A 22,896-nucleotide genomic window follows, 5' to 3' on the forward strand; every position below is an offset into this window, starting at 1 on the left:
TCAGCCGATCGACTTCGTGGCGTTCGACCTCTGGCATTACTACGGGCGCACCACCAAGCACGGGGCGTTCATGGGCGGAGCCGATTTCGCGCAGTGGCACGGCAACTACGAACTCCTGGCAAAGAGCGTCGAACTTCGCGCGATGGCGCAGGAACTGCGCGCGGCGCACCGGCGTCGATGAAGATCCCGATGGTCCGCGACCGCCGGTTGATGGTCGAACTGTTCGTCTGCGCCAACCTGGCCTTTCTCGTGCTCGACGTGGCGATCGCGCACGCGGTCAACCGGTTCGGCCACCCGGCGGAATGGATTCCCGTGGGGTTCGCGGCCGTCGGAGCCGCGGCGCTCGTTCCGGGCATCGTCCGAACGTGGCGCAGTGGCGCGCGGTTCGGCCGCGCGGGGACGCTCGTGGGCTGGACCTCGGTGGCGGTGGGCGTGGCGGGACTGGTGTTCCACCTCCGCAGCCAGTTCTTCGCCGCCACCACGCTGCACAGCCTCGTCTACTCGGCGCCGTTCGCGGCGCCCCTCTCGTTTGCCGGTCTGGGGCTGCTGCTCCTGGCCAACCGGATGATCGCGCCCGATTCGCCCGAATGGCCGCAGTGGGTGATGTTCCTGGCGCTCGGCGGGTTCGTGGGGAATTTCGTGTTGTCGCTCACCGACCATGCGCAGAACGGGTTCTTCAACCGGATGGAGTGGATTCCCGTGTTCGCCAGCGCGCTCGCGGTAGGGTTCCTGTGCACGGCGCTGCTGCGGCCGCTCACGCCGGGGTTCGCGCGCGCGTGCTGGGCGGTGCTCGCGTTGCAGGTGGTCACGGGCATGGCGGGGTTCGCGCTGCACGTGTGGGCCGATTGGCACGGACCCACGCGCCATGCGGCGCAGGACTTTCTCTACGGGGCGCCGGCCTTCGCCCCGATGCTGTTCGCCGATCTGGCCGTGCTGGCGGGCATCGCGCTCATGAGTCTTCCCATCACCGAGTCGCAGCCATGACCATCGCCGGCCTCGTGGGTGGACTGGGACCCGAGTCCACCATCGACTATTACCGCCGCATTCTGGACGCGTGGGGGCAGGCGGCGCCGGGCTCGTTGCCGTCGCTGGTGATCGACAGTCTCGATTTCAATCGGGCGCTCCGCCTCGTCGGCAGCGACATGCCGGGGCTCACCGAATACCTGCTGGCGTCGGTGCGCCGGCTGGCCGGCGCCGGCGTGGACTTCGTCGCCATCACGGCGAACACGCCGCACATCGTGTTCGACGACCTCGCGGCGCGGTCGCCGGTGCCGCTGCTGAGTATCGTCGAGGTCTGCGCGCAGGAGGCCAAGCGCCGCGGGATGCGCCGCGTGGGACTGCTGGGCACGCGATTCACCATGGAAGCGCCGTTCTATCCCGGCGTGTTCGCGCGGGATGGCGTGACGGTGGTGACGCCCGACGCGGCCGAGCGGAGCTGGATCCACGAGCGGTACGTGCGCGAACTGCTTCCGGGCGAGTTCCGCGACGACACCCGCGCGCGGTTCGTCGGGATCGTGGAGCGGCTGCGAACGGACGAGCAGCTCGACGGAATCGTCCTTGGCGGCACCGAGATCCCGCTGCTCCTGCAGTCACCCGTGGTGGCCGGCCTGCCGGCGCTGGACACCACGGCGCTGCACGTGGCCGCGATCGTCGCGCGACTGCGGCAGGAATGACTGCGCGCTAGCGCTTGGCGGTTCCCAGCAGCTCCCACACGCGCGCCCACGCCTCCAACCCCTCGTGCAGCCGGTGCACGCGGAAGAACTCGTTGGGCGCGTGATAGTCCTCGTCGGCCGTGGAGAAGGAGAAGAACACGGTGTCCAGCCCCATGTGGCGCTGGAACAGCTCGGAGATCGGCACCGTGCCGCCCATGCGCACCACCAGCGGCTCGACGCCGTACACGGCGCGCAGCGACTCGCCGGCCGCCCGGAGCGCAAAGTGGTCGGCGCCGATGTGCGCCGGACGCGCGCCGTGCTCAGGATCCACGACCGACAGGCGCGTGCCCGGCGGCACGTGACGCTCCAGGTGGCGCGCGACGAGGGCGACGATCTCTTCGGGATCCTGATCGGGCACCAGCCGGCAGGTGATCTTGGCGTGGGCCTCGGACGGGATCACGGTCTTCTGCCCCGGCCCCTGGTACCCGCCCCACATGCCGTTCACCTCGAGCGTCGGCCGCGTCCACTGGCGCTCCAGCGTGGAGTATCCCGGCTCACCGAATGCGGCGGGCGCGCCCACTTGCTTCAGATACGTGGCCTCATCGAAGGGCAGAGCCGCGATGTCCGCGCGCTCGCCCGCGGTCAGTTCGACCACCCGGTCGTAGAAACCGGCGACGGCCACACGGCCGTCGGCGTCGTGCAGCGTCGCGATGAGCTGCGCCAGCGCGTGCAACGGATTCGCCACGCTGCCGCCATGCCGGCCTGAGTGCAGGTCCTTGGATGCGGCGGTGACGGTGAGTTCGAGGCCGGCGAGCCCGCGGCTGGCCACGGTGAGCGACGGCTCGTCGATGCGCCACATCGCGCCGTCCGCCGAGAGCACGACGTCGGCGGCGAGCAACTCCTGGTGATCGTAAATGAACGCATCGAGGCTGGGGCTGCCGATCTCCTCCTCGCCCTCGAATATGCACTTCACATTCACCGGCAGCGCGCCGGCCACGGCGAAGAACGCTTCGGCCACTTTGATCGGGATCAGCATCGGTCCCTTGTCGTCGGACACGCCGCGCGCATAGAGGCGTCCGTCGCGGACCGTGGGCGTGAAGGGCGGACTATACCACTTGTCTACAGGGTCCTCCGGCTGCACATCGTAGTGACCGTACACCAGCACGGTAGGCTTGCCGGGCGCGCCCAGCCACTCGCCGTACACCACGGGATTGCCGCCGGTGGCGATGGTGCGCACGGTGAACGGTCCGGCGGCGGCGAGTTTGGCGGCCACCCACCGCGACGCCGCGGCGACGTCGGCGGCGTGCGCGGGATCGGTGCTCACGCTCGGGATGGCGGCGAACTCGATCAGCTCGGCGAGGATGCGATCGTGGTTCGCCTTCAGATGGGTCAGCACGCGCTGGCTGGTCATCACTTGCCGCCGTCGATCGAGAGTACCTGCCCGACGATCCAGACGGCCTGGTCCGAGGCGTAGGTCATGACCGCTACGACGCGTCGCCCCACGCGCCCGTGAGCAGCGCCCGCGTTTCCTCGACGGCCACCTGCCAGAGTGCGAGCATCTCCTCGTCCGGGCGCTGATACACGCCGCCGTAATTGCCGTCGCCGAGGTAGGCGCGCAGGGCCACCGGATCGAGCGCGCGCACGCGGGCGAGATCCACCATCGGCCGCTGGGCATCCGGCAGCGCGACGCCCGGCAGCCGCGTCCACGGAAAGTTCTCCATCCATGACGCGTGCGAGGCGACGGGATCGATGGCCTGGACCTTGGCCCAAGTTGCCGGGGCGTTCCACCAGTTGTGGAACAGCACTCGACAGTCGGCGTGATCGGCGGCCCATTCCTGCGCGAATTGTGCGACGGCGGCGTTGCCGCCGTGGCCGTTCACCACCAGGATGCGGCGGAAACCGCTGTGCGCCATGCTGTCGAGGATATCGCGCACCACGCGCAGGTGTGTCTCGACGCGGAGCGAGATGGAGCCCGGGAAGGCGCGAAAGTACGGGGTGACGCCGTACGCCACCACGGGGAACACGGGGATGCCGAGTGGTTCGGCGGCGTCGGAGGCCACGCGTTCGGGGAGGATGCAGTCCACCGTGAGGCGCAGGTGGCTGTGCTGCTCCGTGCTGCCGAGGGGCAGCACGGCGCGGTCGTCGTGTTGCAGGTATTCCTCCACCTGCATCCAGTTCATGTCGCTGATGCGCACGGGATCTCCGATTGCGTTGGCAGGCCGTGGGAAGTTACGCGACGGCAACGGGCTGGGGGAGGATGGGGACGGCCCGAGGGTCCGCTGGCGTGCGCCGGGTATGGCGCGCATTTTCTTGAGGTTCAACCACTCGTTCACCAGACACCGGGATGATTCACCAATGAAGAGACTACTCGTGCTGGCGGCGTGTGTCGCGCTGGCCGGCTGCGGCACCAAGAAGTCCCCGCCCCCGTCCTCGTCGGCGACCGCGCCGTCCACGGCTCCCGACTCGTTCCGCGTGGCCTTCACGACCAGCCGCGGCCCATTCACGGTAGAGGTCACGCGGGCCCTCGCGCCACGCGGGGCTGATCGGTTCTATCATCTGGTGTCCATTGGGTACTTCACCAACGTGCGCTTCTTTCGCGTGGTACCCGGCTTCATCGTCCAGTTTGGCTTGAGCGGCGATCCGGCCCTGAACGTGCAGTGGGCCTCGAACACCATCCCCGACGATTCCGTGAAGGAGACGAACGCGAGAGGCACGCTCGTGTTCGCCAAGGCCGGGCCGAACACGCGGTCCAACCAGTTCTTCATCAACCTCGCCGATAATTCGCGGCTCGATGCGATGGGGTTTGCGCCCTTCGGTCGTGTGGTGGACGGCATGGCCGTGGTGGACTCGATCTACGCTGGGTACGGCGAGCAACCAGACCAGACGCGGATCACCGCTGAGGGCAATGCGTATCTATCGGCTGCATTTCCGAAGCTCGATTATATCACGAGCGCGACGATCGTCGGCGGCGCGGCGGAGACGAAGGCGCCCTGATCACGGCGCCCACGGGCGCCGGACGGCATTCGACAGGTGGAAACGACGAGCGGGCCGCGGTTGCGCGGCCCGCTCGGGACACCCGGAGCGTTGCTGCTCACCCCTAGTGCTTCGTCGCCGTTCCGGTGGCGAGATCGAGCGTATACGCCGTATTCCCGACCATCATGGGCACGAACTCGGTGCCGTTGAATGTGATCGTGACCGTCCGCGTGACCGTGAGGGACCTGGTCGTGCCGTTCCTGGTTACCGTCGCCGCACCACTCACCATGCGGGTGATGGTGCCGGAGGCCGGATACGGGTTACTGGCGCGGGGGAGGTCCACCACGATGTTCGTGAACGTCGCATTGTCGATGACGTGGGCCGTGCGGGTGGCGATGCTGTCCGACCAGTAGCCGCCGTCATTCCGCGTGCCGGTGCCGTTCCAGATGCGCGTGGTATTGTGTCCCAGCAGTCCACTTGCCGTCAGGTCGCGGACGCGCGATATCGTATCGGCTCCCGTCGCCGACGAGCGCACGCCGGTCTCGGTCGCGACGATGTGCACCGAAGCGGTGGTCGCGCCGTTGAACGCGAGCATCGGCGCGCCGGTCGAGTCGAAGAATTCGAACGTGCGCACGAGCGTGAGCCCGTTGGACGTCGTGGGCGGACAGGTGAAGATGCTCGTGGCGGAATCGAGCGTGCAGCCGGCGGCGGCCGCGTAGCCCGCGTCGTACGCCAATTCGGCGTTGGCGCTCGAGACGGGCGGCGCCGCCACCTGGAAGTTGAGCGTGGCAGCGCTCGAGTTCAGCACGTCGAGGTCGCCTGCCGTGGCCTGGCCCACCGAGTGCACCACGGCCTGAAGACTGTCGTCAGGCGTCAATTGGAACGCCGCCGTGCTGGTGACCGAGTCGGAGTTCGAGCTGCAGGCGGCGAGCCCGAGGGCCAGCGCGCAGGCGCCGGTGATGATGGCATGACGGTTCATGATTCGACTTCCTCGCGTCGTGGTTTCGGAATGGCCGGCGCGGGCATGATCGCCGCTCCGGTGCACCGTGTTGCCTCGTGCTCCGATTGACGCCAGGGACGGGGACTTGTTTAGTGACCTCGCTCACAACTAAGGAACTCTTGCGCGCGGGGGTTCGACCGGGCTCCCATCCGGTCGTCACCCGATGCGATCGCGCGGCGCGTTGAAGACGCGTTCGATACGGATCTCGCGATCGGTGGGGGAATAGATGGGGCAAATTGTCAACGGGGCCCAATGGCGGTCGCCGGCGTCGGATCCGGGGTTCGTCGCCGCCCTGGTCCTGATCGTCATCGCGAGCGGGGTCCTCGCGCTCCGGGCCGCCCGCCTCGTGAAGGCGATGGGGCAGCCAGCCGATTGACCGGGCGACCGCGCCGGACAACGCGGGCCGCCAGAATCTGAAACTGTCCAACCAACTGCCATCGTAGGGTGTCCAACTCGCACTGAGTTCGTGGTTCCAGATCCCCCTTCTCCCTTCGAGCGGCGTGATGATCGCTGTGGCGGCAGTTCTTGGATTCGCGCTGAGCCTGCAATATCCCGAGAACCCTCGAGTCCCCGAGCCGGGGCCCCCGCCGCATACCTACTCCGTTCCGATGCCGACGGACAGCAGCGCCGTTGCCGTTCGCGCCATGGCCCCGCCGGTCATCGACGGCAACGACGACGACGAGGTCTGGCGCACCGCGCCGCCCATCACGGCGTTCACGGAGTGGAATCCCACGGAGGGAAAGACCCCGCGCTTCCGCACCGAGGCGAAGGTGGCGTACGACGCCGCGAACCTCTACGTCTTCGTCCGCGCCTACGATCCGCACCCCGACAGCATCATCCGGATTCTCGAGCGGCGCGACACGTTCACGCCGTCGGACATGATCTGGCTGTTCGTCGATTCGTACCACGACCGGCGCACGGGCTACGAATTCGGCGTCAACGCCGCCGGCGTCAAGATCGACCAGGCGATCTACGACGACGGCCAGGAGGACGGCGCGTGGGACGCGGTTTGGGACGTGGCTACGCGCATTGACTCGCTGGGCTGGACCGCCGAGTTCCGGATTCCGCTCTCGCAGTTGCGGTACAGCACCGACGCCGCGCACACATTCGGGTTCACGATCGATCGTGACATCTATAGATACGCGGAGCGCGTGAGCTGGCCGCTGTTCCGCCAATCGAAAGCGGGCTTGGTCTCGCAGTTCGGCACGCTCAGTGGACTGGATCACCTGGAGGCCCCGCGGCAGCTCGAGGCCCTGCCGTACCTGGTGACCAAGAATGAGTCCGTGATCAGGCACAACGCCTTCGGGGATCGGTCTGCCATGACCGTCGGCGGCGACCTGAAGTACCGGGTGGCGTCGAACCTGACGCTGGACGCGACCATCAATCCGGATTTTGGACAGGTCGAAGCGGATCCCGCCGTGCTGAACCTCTCCGCCTACGAATCGTTCTTCGACGAACACCGGCCGTTCTTCGTTGCCGGGCGCGGGCTGTTTCAATTCGACGTGAACTGCAGCGACGTCAACTGCGACAACGAGGGACTGTACTACAGCCGCCGCATCGGGCGGACCCCCGAACTGGCGGCGACCTACGGGGACACGGTCCCATTGGAGCCGACGACGATTCTCGGAGCGGGGAAGCTGCTCGGCCGCTTCCCGGGCGGGTTGACGCTCGGCGTGCTCGACGCGACGACGCAGCGCGCGTCGGGTCCGGCCGACACCACGTTCGAGCCGCTGACCAACTTCGCGGTGGCGCGCGTGACCCAGGACCTGCGCCACGGCAACAGCACCATCGGCGCCATCCTCACGGCCGTGAACCGCAACAGCGACCAGTGGACGGCCTCCTATCTGGCCTCCAGCGCATATGCAGCCGGCATCGACTTTCGCCACCGGTTCCTGAACAACAACTATCAGATCTCCGGATCGTTCGACCAGAGCCGGGTGCAGGGGAGCCGGGCCGCCATTCTCGGCGTGCAGACCGACGCGGTACACTACTACCAGCGTCCCGATGGCGGGCTGCCGCTCGATTCCAACCGGACGGCGCTCGGCGGCGACGCCGAGGAGTTCAAGTTCGCCAAGGTGGGCGGCCAGCATCTGATGTTCGAGTCCGCGTACCAGCGGCGGTCGGCCGGGTTCGAGATCAACGACCTGGGCTATCTGCGGCGGGCCGACCAGGAGTCGTGGAGCACGTGGGTCGGATACTTCGACCGCCACCAGCGTGCGTGGTACAACCGCCTTCAGTGGAACAACAACTGGTGGCAGTACTGGACCACGAGCGGGCTGCCGCTGGAGGCCGCCTACAACACGAATGTGCACGTCACGTTCCGGAACAACTGGTCGTGGAACATGGGCGGGACGCTGGGTCAGTTGGGCACCACGTACAATGATCGCGCCGCGCGCGGCGGGCCGGCCGTCCGACAGGATCCGTACGTCAGCCCATGGCTCTCGATTGGCGGAGACGATCGTCGTGCGGCGGTGCCGTTTCTGAACTTCAACTATTTTCGCGGCGACGCGTGGCACAACTCATCGTGGGGGTTCGGTCCCGAACTCGACTACAAGGTGATGGGGCGGTTCAGCACCGCGTTCCAGGTCAACTGGGAGCGGAACGTGGCCGACGACCAGTGGTTCGGCAATTTCGCGGATTCGGCGGGCACGCACTACACGTTCGCACACCTGAATCAGACGACGACGTCGGCGACCGTGCGGCTGAACTACACCTTCACGCCGACGGTCTCGCTCCAGGCGTACGTGCAGCCGTTCGTGTCCAAGGGCGAGTATTCCGACGTGCGGCAGCTGTCGGCCACGCCGCGCGCGGCGCGCTACGACGACCGCTATGCGCCTTACGACAATCCGTCGGTCACGTCGAACCCCGGAGGATTCAACTTCAAGGAGTTTCAGTCCAACCTGGTATTCCGGTGGGAGTACCGGCCGGGATCCACGCTGTTCGTGGTCTGGAACGAGGGTCGGCAGGGGTACGTACCGGCGCAGGGGAATACCAACTTCGGCGGGGATGTGCGCGAGCTGTTCACCCTCCACCCCGCGAACACCCTCCTCGTGAAGATGTCGTACTGGCTGAACCGTTGAGCCGGGCCGGCCGCTCGTCGGCCGTCAATCGCCGCGTAGCGAAATGGCGGGATCGAGGCGCGCCGCCCGCCGCGCCGGCAGCCAACTGGCAGCGATCGCCGTCATGAGCAGCAGCGTCGACGCCAGGACGAGCGCGGCCGGGTCCGATGGACGCACCTTGAACAGCACCGTCGCCACCGCGCGCGTGAGAACGACCGTGCCGGCGATTCCCACCGCCACGCCGATCGCGGCGTCGCCGAGCGCGTGCCGCACCACCATCCGGCGAACGTCCGCGGCCTGCGCGCCCAGCGCCAGGCGCACGCCGATCTCGCGGTTGCGCAACGCCACGAGGTAGGCGATCACGCCATAAATGCCCATGGCGCCGATCGCCATGGCCACGACGGCTGCGATCCCGAGCAGCAGCAGCGTGAACGTCGTACGCGCTACGGCTTGCGAGAGCAGATCGCGCACGGCAATCAGACGGTACATGGGCAGCGACGGGGCGGCGGCTCTCACGGCGTTCCGGACGCCCGCCGTTACGTCCGTCGCGCCGCCGGCCGACCGCACCACGAACGCGACGTCGCGCGGGGTCCAGGGTCGACCGCTCGCGGCGCTCGTGACGAGCTGGTTGTACACCAGCTCGGCCGGCGGCTTCTCCAATCCGTCGTCGTGCGTGCTGCCCACCACGCCGACGATCGTCGACCAGGGATCGAGGAAGTTCATCTTGATCTGCTTGCCGATTGCCGTGGCCGGCGTCCAATACCGGCGAGCGAACGCCTCGCTGACCACCACTTCGCGCGGGGCGTGCGCCGGATCGAGCGAGCGGTCCGGCGGCGCGAACAGCCGGCCGGCCACGAGCGGGATGCCCATGGCCCGGAAGTAGTCCGGCGTGGCGAACACCATTGGGTGGATGTCGGGAATCTTGCCGGGTGGGGTGGGATGATCCTGCACGTACACGGCGCTGTCTTCCGTCGCCTCCTCGTCCAGCGGCAGTCGCGTGGTCACGCCGGCGCTCTGGACGCCGGGCACGGCCCGCAGCGCGCGCAGCGTGTTGACGATGGCGCGCGCGGCCTCGCCCGCGGTCGGGTACGCGGCCGCCGGGAGCGCGAGTCGAAACGCGAACGCATGGTCGGCGTCGAATCCCGGGGCCACGGCGCTCAGCTGTTGGAAACTGCGCGCGAACAGGGCCGCGCCGGCCACGAGCACGAGCGCCAGCGCCACTTGCGAGACGACGAGCGCGCGGCGCACGCGGTGGCGCACACGGGTGCCAGTGGCCGTCCGTCCGTCGGCCACCAGCAGCGACGCCAGCGAGGCGCGGCCCGAGCGCAACGCGGGCACCGCGCTGACGACCAGTGCGGCGAGCGACGAGATGGCGGCGGTGAACGCGACGACGTATCCGTCGACGTGCACCTCGCCAAGCCGCGGAATGCTCCCCGCCATCGGGAGCCGCTGCAGCAATCCGACGCCGGCGGCGGAGCACGCGATGCCGAGCGCGCCACCGGCGGCCGACAGGATGACCGCCTCGCCGAGTGAGTCCTGGAGGAGCAACCCCCGTCCTGCGCCCAGGGCGCGCCGCACGGCAAACTCGCGCTGCCGTCCTTCGGCGCGCGCAAGGAACAGATTCGAGACATTCGCGCAGGCAATGAGGAGCAGCATGCCCACCGCACCGAGTACGATCCAGAGGGTGTGCGCCACGCTGCCGACCATCTCGTCGCGCAACGGCTGGACCACCGCCTGCATCTTCGTGACGGTGATCGCGGCGGCGGAGAGGCGCCCCGGGTACGCCACCGGGACCTGAGGGAGCAGGCGCTGCAGGTCCGTGGCCGCGACGGCGGTGGTGACGCCGTCGCGCAGGCGTGCGACGCCGGAATAGTCGAACGCCGCCGAATTGGTGTGCGCGGGATCCAACTGCAGGGGGAGCCACAGCGCGGTCTGCTCGGCGGGGAAGCGGAATCCGATGGGCATGACGCCCACGATTTCGCGGTCCGTCCCGTCCACGTCGATGTGGCGCCCAACGATGGCCGGGTCGGAACCGAAGGTGGCCTTCCACAGCCCCTGCGATATGAGCGCGACGGCCGGGGCGCCGGGTTGGGCGTCGGCATCGGTGAATCCGCGTCCGCGCGACGACGCGGCGCCGAGCACGCGGAACAGGCTGGGGGTGGCGACCGCGCCGGACACGCGTTGCGGGGCGCCGCCCTGCCCGGACGAAGCGGACGGCACCTGAAGGTTGACCGAAATGGCACGGAACAGGCCGACGTCGGTGAAGACGTGGTTGTCGCGGCGGTAGAGCAGGTAGGTCGCGTCGGATTGGTCCACGCGCGTAATGCCGGAGAGCGCGATACTGTGCGAGATGCTCACCAGCCGGTCGGCGTGTGGGTACGGGAGCGGTTGCAGAAGGACGCCGTTGACCACGGTGAACACGGCCGCCGCGCCGCCGATACCGAGAACCAGGGTGAGCGTAGCGGCCGCGGTGAACGAGGGGGCGCGGGAGAGCCGGCGCGCGGCGTGGCGGATGGCGGTGGGCATGGGCATCGGGGTGTGGGACCGGGTGCGAGGCATGGGCCGACCGGGCCAATATATGGCACACACTTTTGTATGCAATATCCGGTTCCGGCCGGGACCGCCTTCGGCCCGTTCGCCCCGGGGAGAGCAAAACGGCGGGCGCCGAGACCCTCGGCGCCCGCCGTTCCATTCCCGGTGTTGCGGAACCGGTTCAGGCCTTCTTCGCGATTCCCCGCACGACGCCGGCCAGATCCTTCACGCGGGTCGCGTCCCTCGCGCCGCGGATATCGCGATCGAGTTCGGCGGCCAGCTTGTCGAGCGCGGCGGCGCGCTTGGCGCCGGTCGTTGCTTGGGCGCCATCGAGGGCGGTTTTGATGGCCGACGTTCGCGCGGCCGGCAGGCCGTGGTCGCGGACGATCTGGTCGAGGTAGGCCCGCGCGACGGGGAACGCCGCCGGCCAGACCAGCTTCGGCTGCATCTGCGGATTGTACTGGTCGAAGTGGACGAGCGCCGCGGCGTCGATCTCGTTCTGCGAGAGGTCGGCCGTCGGGGTGAGCTTGAACACGTCGAAGCCGCGTGCGATTTCCGAGCCGTAGATGTACCCGTTGTAATAGTAGCCGGCCCAGAAGCCACCGAGCACGAGCTTGGTCGCATCGTTCGGCCCGCGGTCGAAGTAGGCGATTTCCTTGGGGTGCGCGGGATTAGTAAAGTCAAATACCGACACGCCGCCCTGGTACCAGCCCTGGACCATGATGTCGCGGCCCGGCACGGGCACGAGCCCTCCGTTGTGGGCCACGCAGTTCTCTTGCGGGGTCTGCGCCGCCGGCATCTTGAAGTAGCCGACGTGGGTGAGATGGTCGTGCTTGAGCGTGAAGAGCGCATCGGCGCCCCAGTCGATGGGATCGGTGGCGCGGCACTTGGCCTGCGTACCGCCGCCCCACTCGTCGGTGAAGATCAGCTTCGACCCGTCGTTGCTGAACGTGGCCGAATGCCAGAACGAGAAGTTGGAATCGGCCACGGCCTGGAGGCGCACGGGGTGGAGCGGATCCCGGATGTTGAGCAACAGCCCGTACCCGGAGCAGGCGCCGCCGGCGAGCCCCATGGCTGGATAGACGGTGATGTCGTGGCACTGCGACGGTCCGCCGAGCCCGCGCGGCATGGCGGGCGGCAGTCGGACCTCCACGCCCAGGTGGCCAAGGGAGTCGGTGAGCATGCGCGCCATCATCGTATCGTTCCGCTGGGCGAGCAATTCGGTGAACAGGTTCATGATGTGCGCCGAGTCCGCGGGCGTGGCGTTGGCGGGCATGCGCGGGGCGAAGCGATTGCGGGCCCGCAGCGCGGCTCCGTTGGCCGTGTCGGCGTACGCCAACCCATGGGTCGGAGGTGCGGTGAGATCGTTGAAGATCCGCGCCGAGCTGACGATCTTCGCCTGCTCGGGATGGGCGAGCGGCACTCTGATGACTTCGATGCGGAACAGTGCCGAGTTGGGATCGGTGATGTCGCCGACCTCGCACCCGGGCATCTCGCTGCTCGACCGCACGCGCGCGAGGCCCGACACGTAGACGTAGACGATGCCCGAGTCGTTGGGATCGGGCACCAGCGTGTGGGTATGCGAGCCACGGCAGGTCTGCACGTCGGCCACCTGATTGGGGTGCGCGGGATCGGACACGTCGAAGATGCGGATGCCGACCATGCGCTCCTTGCTCACCGTGTCCCGTATGCCCTGCGTGCCGCAGTCCAACCGGCTGCCCGTGTTCTCCGCCGAGACGAACAGCAAGTGGCCGTACACGGAGACATCGCCCTGCTCGGTGAAGCAGACGGGGGACGAGGTCAACGTGGGATTGGCCGGGTCGGCGATGTTCCAGACCTGGATGCCACTGAAGTTGCCCTGGTACGCGTAATGCCCGCCAAAGGCGAGATCGGAATTCGCATATGTCAGGCCGCCGGGATCATTGGGATGGAAGACGTCGGGCTTGTTGCGATGCGCGACCAGTTCGAGGCCCTTGGCGGCGACGCCGGCGTCGTACAGGCCGGCCTTGAGGTGGGCACGCGGATCGGTGGTGTCGGACTGGGCACGGACCGTCGAGGCCAGGACGAACGGCCCGGCGGCGAACAGGAGGGCCCACGCGGCGCGCAGTGCGCGGGAAGTGGCGGATCGGGGTGTCATCGCGTCGGACTCGGGGTGGCGGGGAGGGTCTTCAACATGGCCTGCATGCGGGTGATTTCCGCGCGCTGGCCGGCATCAATATCCGTGGCGTAGCCGAACAGTTCGGGCTGCTGGCCGCCACCAGGGGTGGCGAACAGGGCGGCGACCATGTCGATCGCGCCCCGATGGTGCTTGATCATGCCGGTCAGGTAGAGGCGGTCGAAGGCGATGCCATGGGCGGCGTCGAGCTGGCGCATCTCCTGGGGGGAGAGCATGCCCGACATCATCATCGGATGGCTGCCCATGTCCATGCCCGGCATGTCCATGGGGCTCGTATCGTGCACCGGTCCGCGGTGCGGGGTCAGCATATGGAGCGGATCGGGCGCCGTCAGGTGACGGGCCGCCAGCCAGCGTTGCATCAGCCCGATCTCGTCGTACTGCGACAGGGCGATGCGCTTGCAGAGCGTGAGCAGGTCGGGGCGGGCGCCGTGACTCTCGGCCCAATTGGACATCACTACGGCCTGGGCATGATGGATGATCATGCCCTGCATGAAATCGACGTCGGCCGCCGTGTAGTCCGGCTTGGCAGATGCGTTGGCCTGGGCCGGCAGCCTGGCGGCCAGGAGGCCGAGCAGCGCCAGCGCGACGAAAATCGGATGTGTGAACGCGGCGCGCCGGATCGGCGTGGTTGTCATCGGTTCCCCCACAAATGCTAAGGCGCCTTATCCTACTCTCCGGGACCACGGTCCGCCACCGGTGCCCCGGGGCGCTCCTCGAGCACGTGGTCGAGAAGGTGATGGGCACCGTCTCAGGGGGCTCAGGCGAGCGATTTGGCCTTGGTGCGCGTCTGCACCTCGATGATGCGCGACCGGGGAGACTGCGGGCGTGCCATCAACACCACGCCCGCGACATCCTCGGGCTCGAGCATCTCCGATTCGGCGACCGTGAATCCGCTCGTTACGTGAACCGTTTGCGCACTTCGGAACTCAGGAAGTCCATCGCCCAGACCACGAGCACGATCGCCCAGATCGCCGTGCCGGCCTTCTGGTATTCCAGCACGTTGATCCGCTGGCTGAGGTAGTAGCCGATCCCGCCGCCGCCCACGAATCCCAGGATCGTGCTGATGCGCACGTTGATGTCCCAGTGGTAGATGATGAACGAGACGAAATCCGGGACGATCTGCGGGATGACGGCATAGCGGACCACCTCGGCTCTCGTGGCGCCGGCCGCCGACACGGCCTCCAGCGGTCCGGCGTCGATGCCCTCCACGGCTTCGGAGAACATCTTGCCGAGCGACGCCACCGTCACCACGGTGAGCGCGAGCACGCCGGCGAAGGCGCCGAACCCCACCCAGAGCGCGAACACCGTGGCCAGCACCAGCGAGTCGTACGAGCGCGTGACGTTGAGGAACGCCCGTACGCCGGTGTACGTCGCGGTTCCCACCCGTCCGTGGCGCGTGATGTTGCGCGCGGCGAGAAAGCTGATCGGCCCCGCGATGATCGTTCCGGCGGTGGTGGCGAGGAGGGCCATGAAGACCGTCACCATGATGTTGTTCACCACGTCCTTCAGCGACTGGCTCGGAACCAGGGCACCGACCGCCACGGACGTCTCCGCCCGCAGTCGGCTGGGCACGCCGTTCTGTGTGACGTTGGCCGGCCGCACGTCCACCTGCGCTGTGAACGTTCCCCGCGCGTCGGTCCGGGCCAGCGTGGAGAACAGTCCGTTGCCGTTTGGCAGCACCCATTCGAGCTTCACGTCGGCGTCGGGTTGCAGCCCCGCACCGTTCACCGTGACGAGGTCGCCCGGATTGCCGCAGGCCACGCTCGGCGCGAGGCGCGGTCCGCTCGATGGCGCCGCCGCTGCGGCCGCGGAGCCGCAGGGCACCGGGAACGCGAGGTCGAGCGTGGCGGTGCGGCTCGCGCGCGTGAAGAGATCGGGGTGGATCAGGTCGCTCAGGATCGTCCGGCTCTTGGGCAGCGACGTGAACAGCTTGACCGGATCGATCTGTGTCTCGCGATAACCGGCCACGTACACCGCCGCAACCAGCACGACGAGCAGGCCCGTGATGAAACGGCGGCGCAGCGGCAGGTCGCGTGCCTTCATGCTAGACCAGCCGCGTCCGGACGCGCGCGCTCACGAAGTCGAGCACGATGACGATGGCGGCAATGGCGATGAACGACGACCCCACGGCGCGGAAGTCGCCCTTGAGGATCCACTGATAGAGGAAGAATCCGATTCCCCCGCCACCCACGAAGCCGATGATCGTGGACGTGCGGACGTTGATGTCCCACCGGAAGAGGGTGAACGACGCGAACGCCGGCACGATCTGCGGAAACACCGCGTAACGCACCATCTGGGCCCAATTCCCACCCACGGCACGGACGGCCTCCAGCGGCCCCGGGTCGATGCCCTCGATGGCTTCGGAGTACAGCTTGCCCAGCGCGGCGATCGTGTGCAGGGTGATCGCGATGACGCCGGCGAACGGGCCCAGCCCCACGATCACCACGAACACGATGGCGATGATCAGCGCCTCGATGGACCGGACGATATTGAGCACCGTGCGCGTGAGCACGTAGAGCGCGAACGTGAACCGGTTGGCGCTCATCAGATTCCGGGCGGCGAGGAACGCGAACGGCACGGCGCCGAGCGCACCGAAGGTCGTGGCCATGAGCGCCAGGAACAGCGTCTCGAGGATCCCCTGCAACACGTAGTGACCGTTCTCCGACAGCCGGAACCCCGGCAGCGGGCGGGCCTGCGTGAGGTAGACGCGATGCTCCAGCGGCAGCGTGGGATCGGGCGCGGCGGCCAGCGCGGTTGGCGGTACGTGGATGACGGCGTGCAGCGTGCCGGCGGGACCGGTCGACACGTACAGGGGGGTGGCGAACTCGGCACCCAGCGCGAGGCGGTTGCCGATGGGGGTTGCCCACTGAATCTCGGTGGGAGTGCGGGACCACAAGCCGGTCGCATCCACGGTCAGGCTGTCGTTCACCGCGGTGCAGGCGGGGGAGATGGTCACCTGCACTCCGCGCATCGCGTTCGTCGCGGCCGGTGGATGCGCGCTACACGGTACCTCCACCGGTGCCCATGCCGATTTGAGCGTTTGACGCCGCACCACGAAGTCCGGGTGAAGCATCGGACCGACGATGGACGCCGCACGCGCGGAATCCTTGGTGAGCTTCGAGAGGTCGATGTCGGTGACCTGCCAGCCGATACCGTACGCCATGACGAGCATCGCGGCGGCCGGCACGAACGCCGAGCGTTGCCTCCCGGCCGCGATGCCGGCCGCGTCCCAGACGTTCCACGCCCAGATGACCGCCGGAGCCGCGTACCACCCGGTCACGCCGTACCAGAGCGATACGAGCACGGAGATGACCACACTCGCGAACACCACCGCGCCGCGGTAGCGCTGGCGGGCGTGGAACTGCCCCAGCCCCGGCAGGATCAGGGAGAGCAGGGCATCGATCACGCCTGGGCCGGTTCCACCGTCGAGGCGCGTACCTCCTGCGCCTCCTCGCCGTAGATCTCCTTGAACTTCGCGCGGTCGATCTCGTTGGGCAGTCCCTCGAACACCTTCACGCCGTCCTTGAGCGCGATGACCCGCGTGGCGTAGCGATGCACGAGGTCGAGGAAGTGCAGGCTGCAGAGCACGGTCATCCCATCCTTGTTCAGCTGCTCGAGGCGGCGGAGAATGGAGTGCGAGAGCACGGGGTCGAGCGACGCGACCGGCTCGTCGGCCAGGATGAGCTTGGGCTCCTGCATCAACGTGCGGGCGATGCCCACCCGCTGCTGCTGTCCCCCGGACAGGGAATCGGCACGGCGGTCCGCCTTGTCGGCGATGCCCATGCGCGCGAGCGCGTCCATGGCGCGTTGGCGATCGGCGTGGGACCAGATGCCGAGCAGGCTGCGCAGCGGATTGACGTACCCGAGGCGCCCCGCCAGCACATTGGTGATCACTCGACTGCGTTTGACCAGATTGAAATGTTGGAACACCATGCCGATCTGGCGCCGCAGCCGCCGCAGTTCACGCGGCGGGGCGGCCGTGATGTCCGCGCCGTCGAGCAGTACGCGGCCTTCCGTCGGGTCGATCAGACGGTTGATGCAGCGCAGGAGCGTGGACTTGCCCGATCCGGACAGCCCGATGATGACCAGGAATTCCCCGTCCTCGACCGTGAAGCTCACGTCCTTGAGCGCGACGGTCCCGTTCGGGTAGACCTTCGTGAGATGTTCGACGCGGAGCACGGCCGGCGGCGCTACTTGACGTACTGGCTGAGATCCACGCCCGACGCCTGGAGGTACGACCGGAATTCGTCGTACACCGTGTCGTTGGCCTTCACGAGCCCGCCGATCTGGTACAGCTCGTTGAGCGCCTTCTTGCCGGCCTCGGTGCCGGCAATCTCGAGCATGGCGGCCGTGATCGTGTCGCGCAGGGCCTGCGGCATGTCCGGCGCGTACGACATGTTGTCGTTGGGGATGATCGGCTTGGTCTCGAACACCACCACGACCTTGTTGTCCACGTCCGGATGGTCGGGGGCGATGTTCGAGCGCGCGTCCACGAACACCGTGCCGTAATCGCAGATGCCGCCGTCGTACAGCGCCTCGACCACCTGCGTGTGGCCGCCGGCGTACACGGGCGTAGGGATGTCGGCGTCGGTGAGCCCCGCCTTCTTCATGAAGATGAGCGGGACCACGTGCCCCGATGTGGACTGCTCGTCGGAGAAGCACACGCGTTTGCCCTTGAACTGCAGCAGAGTGGGCAGATCGGCGTCGGCGGCAGGGATCTGCGGCGCGGGTTTGAACCCGGACGCCACGTTGGCCAGGAACTCGGCGCCGTAGTTCTCGGTGCCGAAGCGCTTGGTGATGAGCGCGACGTCGGCGTAGCCCTTCTCGTGGGCGAGGATGTAATTGAAGGTGGCCATCCATCCGATCTGCGCGTTGCCCGAGCCCATGGCTTCGGTGAGCGCGGCGTAGGAGGTGGGGACCACGCCCTTGAACGTGAGGCCCGTGGCCTTGGAGAGGAGGTCGAGCAGCGACTGCCCGCTTGCGGTGATCTGCTGCGACGTGCCGGCCGGTTCGAAGGCGACGATGATCGGATTGCTGGGGCTGCCCAGAGTGGCCGGCTTGGACGAACAGGAGACGAGCGTCAGGGCGGACGCGAGGGCCAGCATCGGCAACACGAACGAATGGCGCTTACTCACTGCTCCTCCGAGGGTGCCAGGTCATGACACGTGGAACGGGACCCGGGCGGGGAGGTCCGCCCGGCTGGACGAGACTCATGGCGTAACGAAGAATCGCCTTGGGCACCCAGGGCTGCGTCCCAAATCTGTATCGATTGGCGGTCCCGGCGCTATGGAGTTCTCCACCTGGAGCGAAACGCAGGCCTCGCCCCCATGTCGGGACGTCGGGCAACAGACGGGACTCCGTTGGGGCTGGGCGCGCCGTGGACTAGACGTGCTGGTCCACCAGGATGGGATTGCCGTCGGGATCCACGGCCATGAAATATGCCGGACCCGCGGTCGTCTCATCGGCCTCTGCGGTCAGGCACGGCCAGGCTGATGGAGATGGCGGCGAGTTGCATGGTGGCTCCTGCGGTTCGGGGTGTGCGCGCTCCTCGACTGCCTACCGATCCGGCGCTTTCGCTCCGCCGCTCTGCGACGAATCCGTGCCGGTGTACACCACCTTCCCGCCCACGATCGTGTACAGGACCTTGGTGCCGAGGATCGAGTCGGGCGGCACGGTCATGATGTCGCGCGACAGCACGGTGATGTCCGCGTATTTCCCGGGGGTGAGCGACCCCTTCTCGTGCCGCTGGAACGCCACGTACGCGCCGTTCATGGTATAGGTCTGGAGCGCCTGTTGGCGCGTGAGTGTCTGATCGGGGAAGAACGCCGAATCGGTACCCACGGCCCAGCGCGTGACGCTGCACTGGAACGAGGCGATGGGGCTGATCTTCTCCACCGGCACGTCGGTGCCGTTGGTCACGACGGCGCCCGTCTTCCAGAGCGACCGCCAGACGTACGCGCCCTCCTCGGCACGCTGCATGCCGAGCCGGGGCAGGACGTACGGCGCGTCGGAGCAGGCGTGGATTCCCTGCATGGACGCCACGACGCCCATCTGCGCGAAGCGGGGGATGTCGCTCGGGTTCAGGTGCTGGGCGTGCTCGATGCGCCAGCGCAGCGTGTCGCTCTTGACGTGGTGCTCCTTGAAGACGGCCTCATACGTGTCGAGCGTCTCGCGGTTGGCGCGGTCGCCGATGGCGTGCACCGAGATCTGGAATCCGTGCGCGATACCGATCTCGGCGATCTCCTTGATCCGCGACATCTTCGTGACGTTCAGTCCCGTGTTGGTCGGATCGTCGTCGTACGGCTTGAGCATCCACGCGCTGCGGGAGCCGAGGGCGCCGTCGGAGGTGATCTCGCCGATGGCGCGCACTGTGAGGTGGCCGTTCCCGTAGTCGATCATCCGGTGGGCGACGAGCGAGTCCACGTCGTCGGGGCGCACCTCGTTCTGGCTCACGAGGATGTAGAGGCGGAGGGGCATGTCGCCCTCGTCCACCATCCTCTTGATGAAGTCGATGGTCTTGAACGACTCGCCCATGTCCTGGAACGACGTCACGCCGTTGGCGAGCGCGTTCTGCGTGGCGAGGTGGATCTCGTTGCGGAAGTCGGAGTCGGCTTGAGCCGGCGTGCGCTTGGCGAGCTCCCTGGCCAGCGCGGCGCGCATCAGGCCCTGCGCGCCGTCCACGAGGATGCCCGTGGGACGTCCGCGCGAGTCCTTGATGATCCGGCCGCCGGGCGGGTTCGGCGTGTTGGGACCGATGCCCGCGAGGCGGAGCGCCGCGTCGTTGGCGATCAGGGCGTGTCCGCTGGCGTGCTCGAGGATGACCGGGTTGTTCGGCGCCGCGGCGTTGATCAAATCGTTGGTCTGGAACCCCTCGACCACGCGTCCAGGCGACTGCTTCCATTTTTCCTGATGCCAGCCGTGCCCCTGGATCCAGGCGCCCGGCTTGGCCTGCTTCGCGGCATCGGCCACCATCGAGGCGATCTGCTGCCAGGTGGGTACGCCCATGAGGTCCAGTTCGGTGAGGTCCTGGCCCAGCCCGGTGAAGTGGCCGTGCGATTCGATGAAGCCCGGAATCGCGAGGTGGCCCTGCAGGTCGATGACCTTGGTGTTGGGTCCGACGTAGCGCTGGATGTCGGCGTCCGATCCCACGGCGGTGATCCGGTCGCCGGTGACGGCGACAGCCTGGGCGTTGGCGATGGTCGAGTCCATCGTGACTACCGTGCCGTTGCGGAGGACCATATCGGCGGGGGCGACGTGCTTGGCGCACCCGGCGGCGAAGAACGGCAGGAGCGCGACCAACGAAACGAGCGCGGGAAAGGAACGGCGATGCATGGGAGTCGAGGGCTCGGGGAACGAATGGAAGCTGACACTTCCCGAACATCGGAAGGGGCGCGGCGGCGCGCCAGGGGGCACAAGTTTGTGCGGCCAAGGATCCCCCACCCCGGAGGACGTATGAAGACCCCGTCCGTTGCCGTACTCGCCCTCGCACTGGCGGCCGGCCTCGGCGCCCAGCAGCCCGCCGCCCCCGCCAACCCGATCACCGCCGCGTTTCGCGGCCGGATAACCGGGCTGTCCCGGAACGTCGTCCAAGCGTTCGATTCGATTCCCGAATCCAGGTTCGGCTACAAACCCACGCCGGCGCAGCTCACGATTGGGTACATCGCCCAGCATGTGGCGGAGGACAATTACCTCTTCTGCAATGCGTTCGGCGACCTGAAGGCGACCATTCCGGACGACGAGCGGACCACGCCCGACTCGGTGAAGGCCGGGTGGCCCAAGGAAAAGCTCATGACGCAGCTCCGGGCGTCGTTCGAGTTCTGCGGCAGGGCACTGGACCAGGTCACCGACGCGAGCCTGGCCGGGGAAACGACGCTGACCTACGGCGGCCGGTCGCGGAGCGTGTCGCGCGCGGCGATGGTGCTGGGGCACGCGCTCGATCTCGCAGATCACTACAGTCAGCTCGCGAACTATATGCGGCTGAACGGCATTCTGCCCCCGACGGCGCTGCCGCGGCCGGCGCGCGGAGGGGAGTAGCGGGCGCAAATGAGGCTGGGTTGCGTCATGCGGGCGGTCTCGGCTTGCGGAAAGGCGAGGGCGACGCAGCCCAGTACGTCAGTTCCTTCTCGTAACAGACGCCTTCGAGGTCGCCGAGTCGATCCTGGAGGTACGCGCGAGCGTCGGTGACGGCCTGGTTGTACACCGACGGGCCGATTTCCTCGAGACAGTAGTCGAGCAGCAGGCCGGCTTTGAGATCGCCGACGTCCTGGTCGAGGTTCTCGGCGAAGTAGCGCTTGATCGAAGCGATGAGCTTCTGTCTCGTATCGGCCGGAAGCGTGATGGCCATGGCGGGGCTGGGTGGTTGGCTACTTGGCGTGCAACGACATGCCGGGAACGCTGGGCGGTGGAGCCGCCACCATCAACGGCTCGCCGGTCAGCTTCAGCGTTCGTTCGCCTGCAGCCACTAGGATAGCTGAATCCGGAACCGCATGCCTTCCGCGCCCCCGTGAGACGCGGGCTTCGTGAAGTACTCGACGAACGTGCCGCCATTACGAGCAATGACGCGCTGCGACGCCAGGTTGGTGGCGTCGGTGGTAAGCTCGACGAACGGGAGACCAGATTGCCGCGCGAGCGGGAGCAGCAGGCCGAGCGCTCGAGTCGCATATCCGCGCTGACGCTTCCATGGTACGACGCTGTACCCGATGTGGCCAAGGCAATGAGGCGGGAGCGCCGTCGTTCCCGGTTGCCAGCGCAAGCCGATGCTTCCGGCAAAGCTCCCATCCCACATCCACAGCCGATATCCCGGCAGGCGCGCTACGACCGAGCCATCCGGAAGCGTGATTGGCGGACCGTTGCCCTCAGGGTCGACCTGCGCTGCGAGGAAGGCGGCCGAGTCGGCCTCGATGCGCGCCAGCTCGTCGGCCGCCGCTTCCTGCCGTTGCGTGTCAGCGGACCACCCACGGCGCAGCGCGTCTGCATAGCTGGCAAGGTGCTCCACACTTGGCCACACGAGATCCATCATCGGTATCTTTAGAGATACGTGATTGCAGGCTAACGCCGCGGCGCTCTGCCGCGGCGTCCTATCATCTTCCACAGCCCACGCCGACGGCACCAGCGCCTCGTTGGCAATTCCTGCGTGATCATGGGAGGAGCTAATCCACAATCAGGCTGGAGGGCCAGCCCGTCATATTTTCTAGCTGGCCGGGGCGAGAACGGCGACCTCGCGCTCGAGGCGCTTCCCCAGCAGATCGCGTTGGATTTCGAGGTCAAAGCGCGCCTGAAGATTCAGCCAGAAACGGTCACTCGTCCCAAAGTAGCGCGCCAGCCGCAACGCCGTATCGGCCGACACCGCGCGCTTCCCATGAACGATCTCGTTCACGCGGCGCGCCGGGACGTTGATGTCGTGAGCCAGGCGATACTGCGAAAGCCCGAACGGCTCGATGAAGTCGTGCAAGAGCACTTCACCCGGATGAATCGGAGCCAGTTTGCGCATCGTCATTCCCTCTC

Annotated in this window: 21 protein-coding genes; 7 read left to right on the plus strand and 14 right to left on the minus strand. The window is 67.6% G+C overall.

Annotated features, from left to right (window positions below):
• The 3 genes from VNF92_04130 to VNF92_04140 form a co-directional block, all read left to right on the plus strand.
• Nucleotides 1-181: hypothetical protein (locus tag VNF92_04130; protein ID HVA57053.1), on the plus strand; the 181-nt coding region annotated here is incomplete at its 5' end.
• Complete coding sequence (locus tag VNF92_04135) at nucleotides 178-984, plus strand: hypothetical protein (protein ID HVA57054.1); 807 nt, start codon at nucleotides 178-180, stop codon at nucleotides 982-984. The genes VNF92_04130 and VNF92_04135, both read left to right, overlap by 4 nt.
• The gene (locus tag VNF92_04140; protein HVA57055.1) at nucleotides 981-1,673 is read left to right on the plus strand and encodes an amino acid racemase; all 693 of its coding nucleotides are present in this window, start codon (nucleotides 981-983) and stop codon (nucleotides 1,671-1,673) included. Before VNF92_04135 ends, VNF92_04140 begins: the two co-directional genes overlap by 4 nt.
• 7 nt (nucleotides 1,674-1,680) lie before the next feature.
• On the opposite strand, the gene VNF92_04145 is transcribed toward VNF92_04140, so the two are convergent.
• Both VNF92_04145 and VNF92_04150 read right to left on the minus strand, forming a co-directional pair.
• Nucleotides 1,681-3,063, minus strand: a complete 1,383-nt coding sequence (locus VNF92_04145) for a dipeptidase (GenBank protein ID HVA57056.1) — start codon at nucleotides 3,061-3,063, stop codon at nucleotides 1,681-1,683.
• 73 nt (nucleotides 3,064-3,136) lie between these two features.
• Nucleotides 3,137-3,847, minus strand: a complete 711-nt coding sequence (locus VNF92_04150) for a creatininase family protein (GenBank protein ID HVA57057.1) — start codon at nucleotides 3,845-3,847, stop codon at nucleotides 3,137-3,139.
• 160 nt (nucleotides 3,848-4,007) lie between these two features.
• On the opposite strand from VNF92_04150, the gene VNF92_04155 reads away from it, so the two are divergent.
• Nucleotides 4,008-4,646 (plus strand): peptidylprolyl isomerase, encoded by a 639-nt coding sequence (locus VNF92_04155; protein ID HVA57058.1) that lies wholly within the window; start codon nucleotides 4,008-4,010, stop codon nucleotides 4,644-4,646.
• Between the two features lie 103 nt (nucleotides 4,647-4,749).
• On the opposite strand, the gene VNF92_04160 is transcribed toward VNF92_04155, so the two are convergent.
• Nucleotides 4,750-5,604 (minus strand): hypothetical protein, encoded by an 855-nt coding sequence (locus tag VNF92_04160; GenBank protein HVA57059.1) that lies wholly within the window; start codon nucleotides 5,602-5,604, stop codon nucleotides 4,750-4,752.
• A gap of 247 nt (nucleotides 5,605-5,851) precedes the next feature.
• Here VNF92_04160 and VNF92_04165 point away from each other — a divergent pair, with 247 nt between their 5' ends.
• Complete coding sequence (locus VNF92_04165; protein ID HVA57060.1) at nucleotides 5,852-6,001, plus strand: hypothetical protein; 150 nt, start codon at nucleotides 5,852-5,854, stop codon at nucleotides 5,999-6,001.
• Nucleotides 6,002-6,233: 232 nt separating this feature from the next.
• On the plus strand, nucleotides 6,234-8,705 hold the full coding sequence (locus VNF92_04170; protein ID HVA57061.1) for a DUF5916 domain-containing protein: 2,472 nt from the start codon (nucleotides 6,234-6,236) through the stop codon (nucleotides 8,703-8,705).
• Nucleotides 8,706-8,729: 24 nt separating this feature from the next.
• On the opposite strand, the gene VNF92_04175 is transcribed toward VNF92_04170, so the two are convergent.
• The 8 genes from VNF92_04175 to VNF92_04210 form a co-directional block, all read right to left on the minus strand.
• Complete coding sequence (locus tag VNF92_04175; GenBank protein HVA57062.1) at nucleotides 8,730-11,210, minus strand: ABC transporter permease; 2,481 nt, start codon at nucleotides 11,208-11,210, stop codon at nucleotides 8,730-8,732.
• A 187-nt stretch (nucleotides 11,211-11,397) separates the two neighbouring features.
• Nucleotides 11,398-13,353: a hypothetical protein gene (locus VNF92_04180; GenBank protein HVA57063.1), complete on the minus strand. Its 1,956-nt coding sequence runs from the start codon at nucleotides 13,351-13,353 to the stop codon at nucleotides 11,398-11,400.
• Nucleotides 13,350-14,027, minus strand: a complete 678-nt coding sequence (locus VNF92_04185; protein HVA57064.1) for a DUF305 domain-containing protein — start codon at nucleotides 14,025-14,027, stop codon at nucleotides 13,350-13,352. The genes VNF92_04180 and VNF92_04185 overlap by 4 nt, the downstream gene beginning before the upstream one ends.
• 262 nt (nucleotides 14,028-14,289) lie before the next feature.
• Complete coding sequence (phnE, locus tag VNF92_04190) at nucleotides 14,290-15,435, minus strand: phosphonate ABC transporter, permease protein PhnE (protein HVA57065.1); 1,146 nt, start codon at nucleotides 15,433-15,435, stop codon at nucleotides 14,290-14,292.
• Between the two features lies 1 nt (nucleotide 15,436).
• Nucleotides 15,437-16,798 carry a phosphonate ABC transporter, permease protein PhnE gene (gene phnE / locus VNF92_04195; protein HVA57066.1) on the minus strand — a complete coding sequence of 454 codons (1,362 nt, stop codon included), beginning with the start codon at nucleotides 16,796-16,798 and terminating at the stop codon, nucleotides 15,437-15,439.
• Nucleotides 16,795-17,571, minus strand: coding sequence for a phosphonate ABC transporter ATP-binding protein (gene phnC, locus VNF92_04200; GenBank protein ID HVA57067.1), 777 nt, complete (start codon nucleotides 17,569-17,571; stop codon nucleotides 16,795-16,797). Before phnC ends, phnE (VNF92_04195) begins: the two co-directional genes overlap by 4 nt.
• Nucleotides 17,572-17,582: 11 nt before the next feature.
• Entirely contained in the window at nucleotides 17,583-18,527 is a 945-nt protein-coding gene (locus VNF92_04205) for a phosphate/phosphite/phosphonate ABC transporter substrate-binding protein (GenBank protein HVA57068.1), read from the minus strand.
• A gap of 421 nt (nucleotides 18,528-18,948) precedes the next feature.
• Nucleotides 18,949-20,724, minus strand: a complete 1,776-nt coding sequence (locus VNF92_04210; protein ID HVA57069.1) for an amidohydrolase — start codon at nucleotides 20,722-20,724, stop codon at nucleotides 18,949-18,951.
• Between the two features lie 120 nt (nucleotides 20,725-20,844).
• Between VNF92_04210 and VNF92_04215 the strand changes: the two genes are divergently transcribed.
• The gene (locus tag VNF92_04215; protein HVA57070.1) at nucleotides 20,845-21,426 is read left to right on the plus strand and encodes a DinB family protein; all 582 of its coding nucleotides are present in this window, start codon (nucleotides 20,845-20,847) and stop codon (nucleotides 21,424-21,426) included.
• Between the two features lie 25 nt (nucleotides 21,427-21,451).
• Here the strand turns inward: VNF92_04215 and VNF92_04220 are convergent, their stop codons facing one another.
• From VNF92_04220 to VNF92_04230, 3 genes are all read right to left on the minus strand, one after another.
• Nucleotides 21,452-21,736, minus strand: coding sequence for a DUF2164 domain-containing protein (locus VNF92_04220; protein HVA57071.1), 285 nt, complete (start codon nucleotides 21,734-21,736; stop codon nucleotides 21,452-21,454).
• Nucleotides 21,737-21,853: 117 nt separating this feature from the next.
• Nucleotides 21,854-22,411, minus strand: coding sequence for a GNAT family N-acetyltransferase (locus VNF92_04225; protein ID HVA57072.1), 558 nt, complete (start codon nucleotides 22,409-22,411; stop codon nucleotides 21,854-21,856).
• 171 nt (nucleotides 22,412-22,582) lie between these two features.
• The gene (locus VNF92_04230) at nucleotides 22,583-22,882 is read right to left on the minus strand and encodes a HigA family addiction module antitoxin (GenBank protein ID HVA57073.1); all 300 of its coding nucleotides are present in this window, start codon (nucleotides 22,880-22,882) and stop codon (nucleotides 22,583-22,585) included.
• Nucleotides 22,883-22,896: the final 14 nt, after the last annotated feature.

This window comes from Gemmatimonadaceae bacterium (assembly GCA_035533015.1).
Classification (GTDB): domain Bacteria; phylum Gemmatimonadota; class Gemmatimonadetes; order Gemmatimonadales; family Gemmatimonadaceae; genus JAGWRI01.

Coding starts and splice junctions, on each gene's coding strand:
- VNF92_04135 (HVA57054.1), top strand. CDS start 178: ATGAAGATCCCGATGGTCCGCGACCGCCGGTTGATGGTCGAACTGTTC.
- VNF92_04140 (HVA57055.1), top strand. CDS start 981: ATGACCATCGCCGGCCTCGTGGGTGGACTGGGACCCGAGTCCACCATC.
- VNF92_04145 (HVA57056.1), bottom strand. CDS start 3,063: ATGACCAGCCAGCGCGTGCTGACCCATCTGAAGGCGAACCACGATCGC.
- VNF92_04155 (HVA57058.1), top strand. CDS start 4,008: ATGAAGAGACTACTCGTGCTGGCGGCGTGTGTCGCGCTGGCCGGCTGC.
- VNF92_04160 (HVA57059.1), bottom strand. CDS start 5,604: ATGAACCGTCATGCCATCATCACCGGCGCCTGCGCGCTGGCCCTCGGG.
- VNF92_04165 (HVA57060.1), top strand. CDS start 5,852: ATGGGGCAAATTGTCAACGGGGCCCAATGGCGGTCGCCGGCGTCGGAT.
- VNF92_04170 (HVA57061.1), top strand. CDS start 6,234: ATGCCGACGGACAGCAGCGCCGTTGCCGTTCGCGCCATGGCCCCGCCG.
- VNF92_04175 (HVA57062.1), bottom strand. CDS start 11,210: ATGCCCACCGCCATCCGCCACGCCGCGCGCCGGCTCTCCCGCGCCCCC.
- VNF92_04180 (HVA57063.1), bottom strand. CDS start 13,353: ATGACACCCCGATCCGCCACTTCCCGCGCACTGCGCGCCGCGTGGGCC.
- VNF92_04185 (HVA57064.1), bottom strand. CDS start 14,027: ATGACAACCACGCCGATCCGGCGCGCCGCGTTCACACATCCGATTTTC.
- phnE (HVA57065.1), bottom strand. CDS start 15,435: ATGAAGGCACGCGACCTGCCGCTGCGCCGCCGTTTCATCACGGGCCTG.
- VNF92_04210 (HVA57069.1), bottom strand. CDS start 20,724: ATGCATCGCCGTTCCTTTCCCGCGCTCGTTTCGTTGGTCGCGCTCCTG.
- VNF92_04215 (HVA57070.1), top strand. CDS start 20,845: ATGAAGACCCCGTCCGTTGCCGTACTCGCCCTCGCACTGGCGGCCGGC.
- VNF92_04220 (HVA57071.1), bottom strand. CDS start 21,736: ATGGCCATCACGCTTCCGGCCGATACGAGACAGAAGCTCATCGCTTCG.
- VNF92_04225 (HVA57072.1), bottom strand. CDS start 22,411: ATGATGGATCTCGTGTGGCCAAGTGTGGAGCACCTTGCCAGCTATGCA.
- VNF92_04230 (HVA57073.1), bottom strand. CDS start 22,882: ATGCGCAAACTGGCTCCGATTCATCCGGGTGAAGTGCTCTTGCACGAC.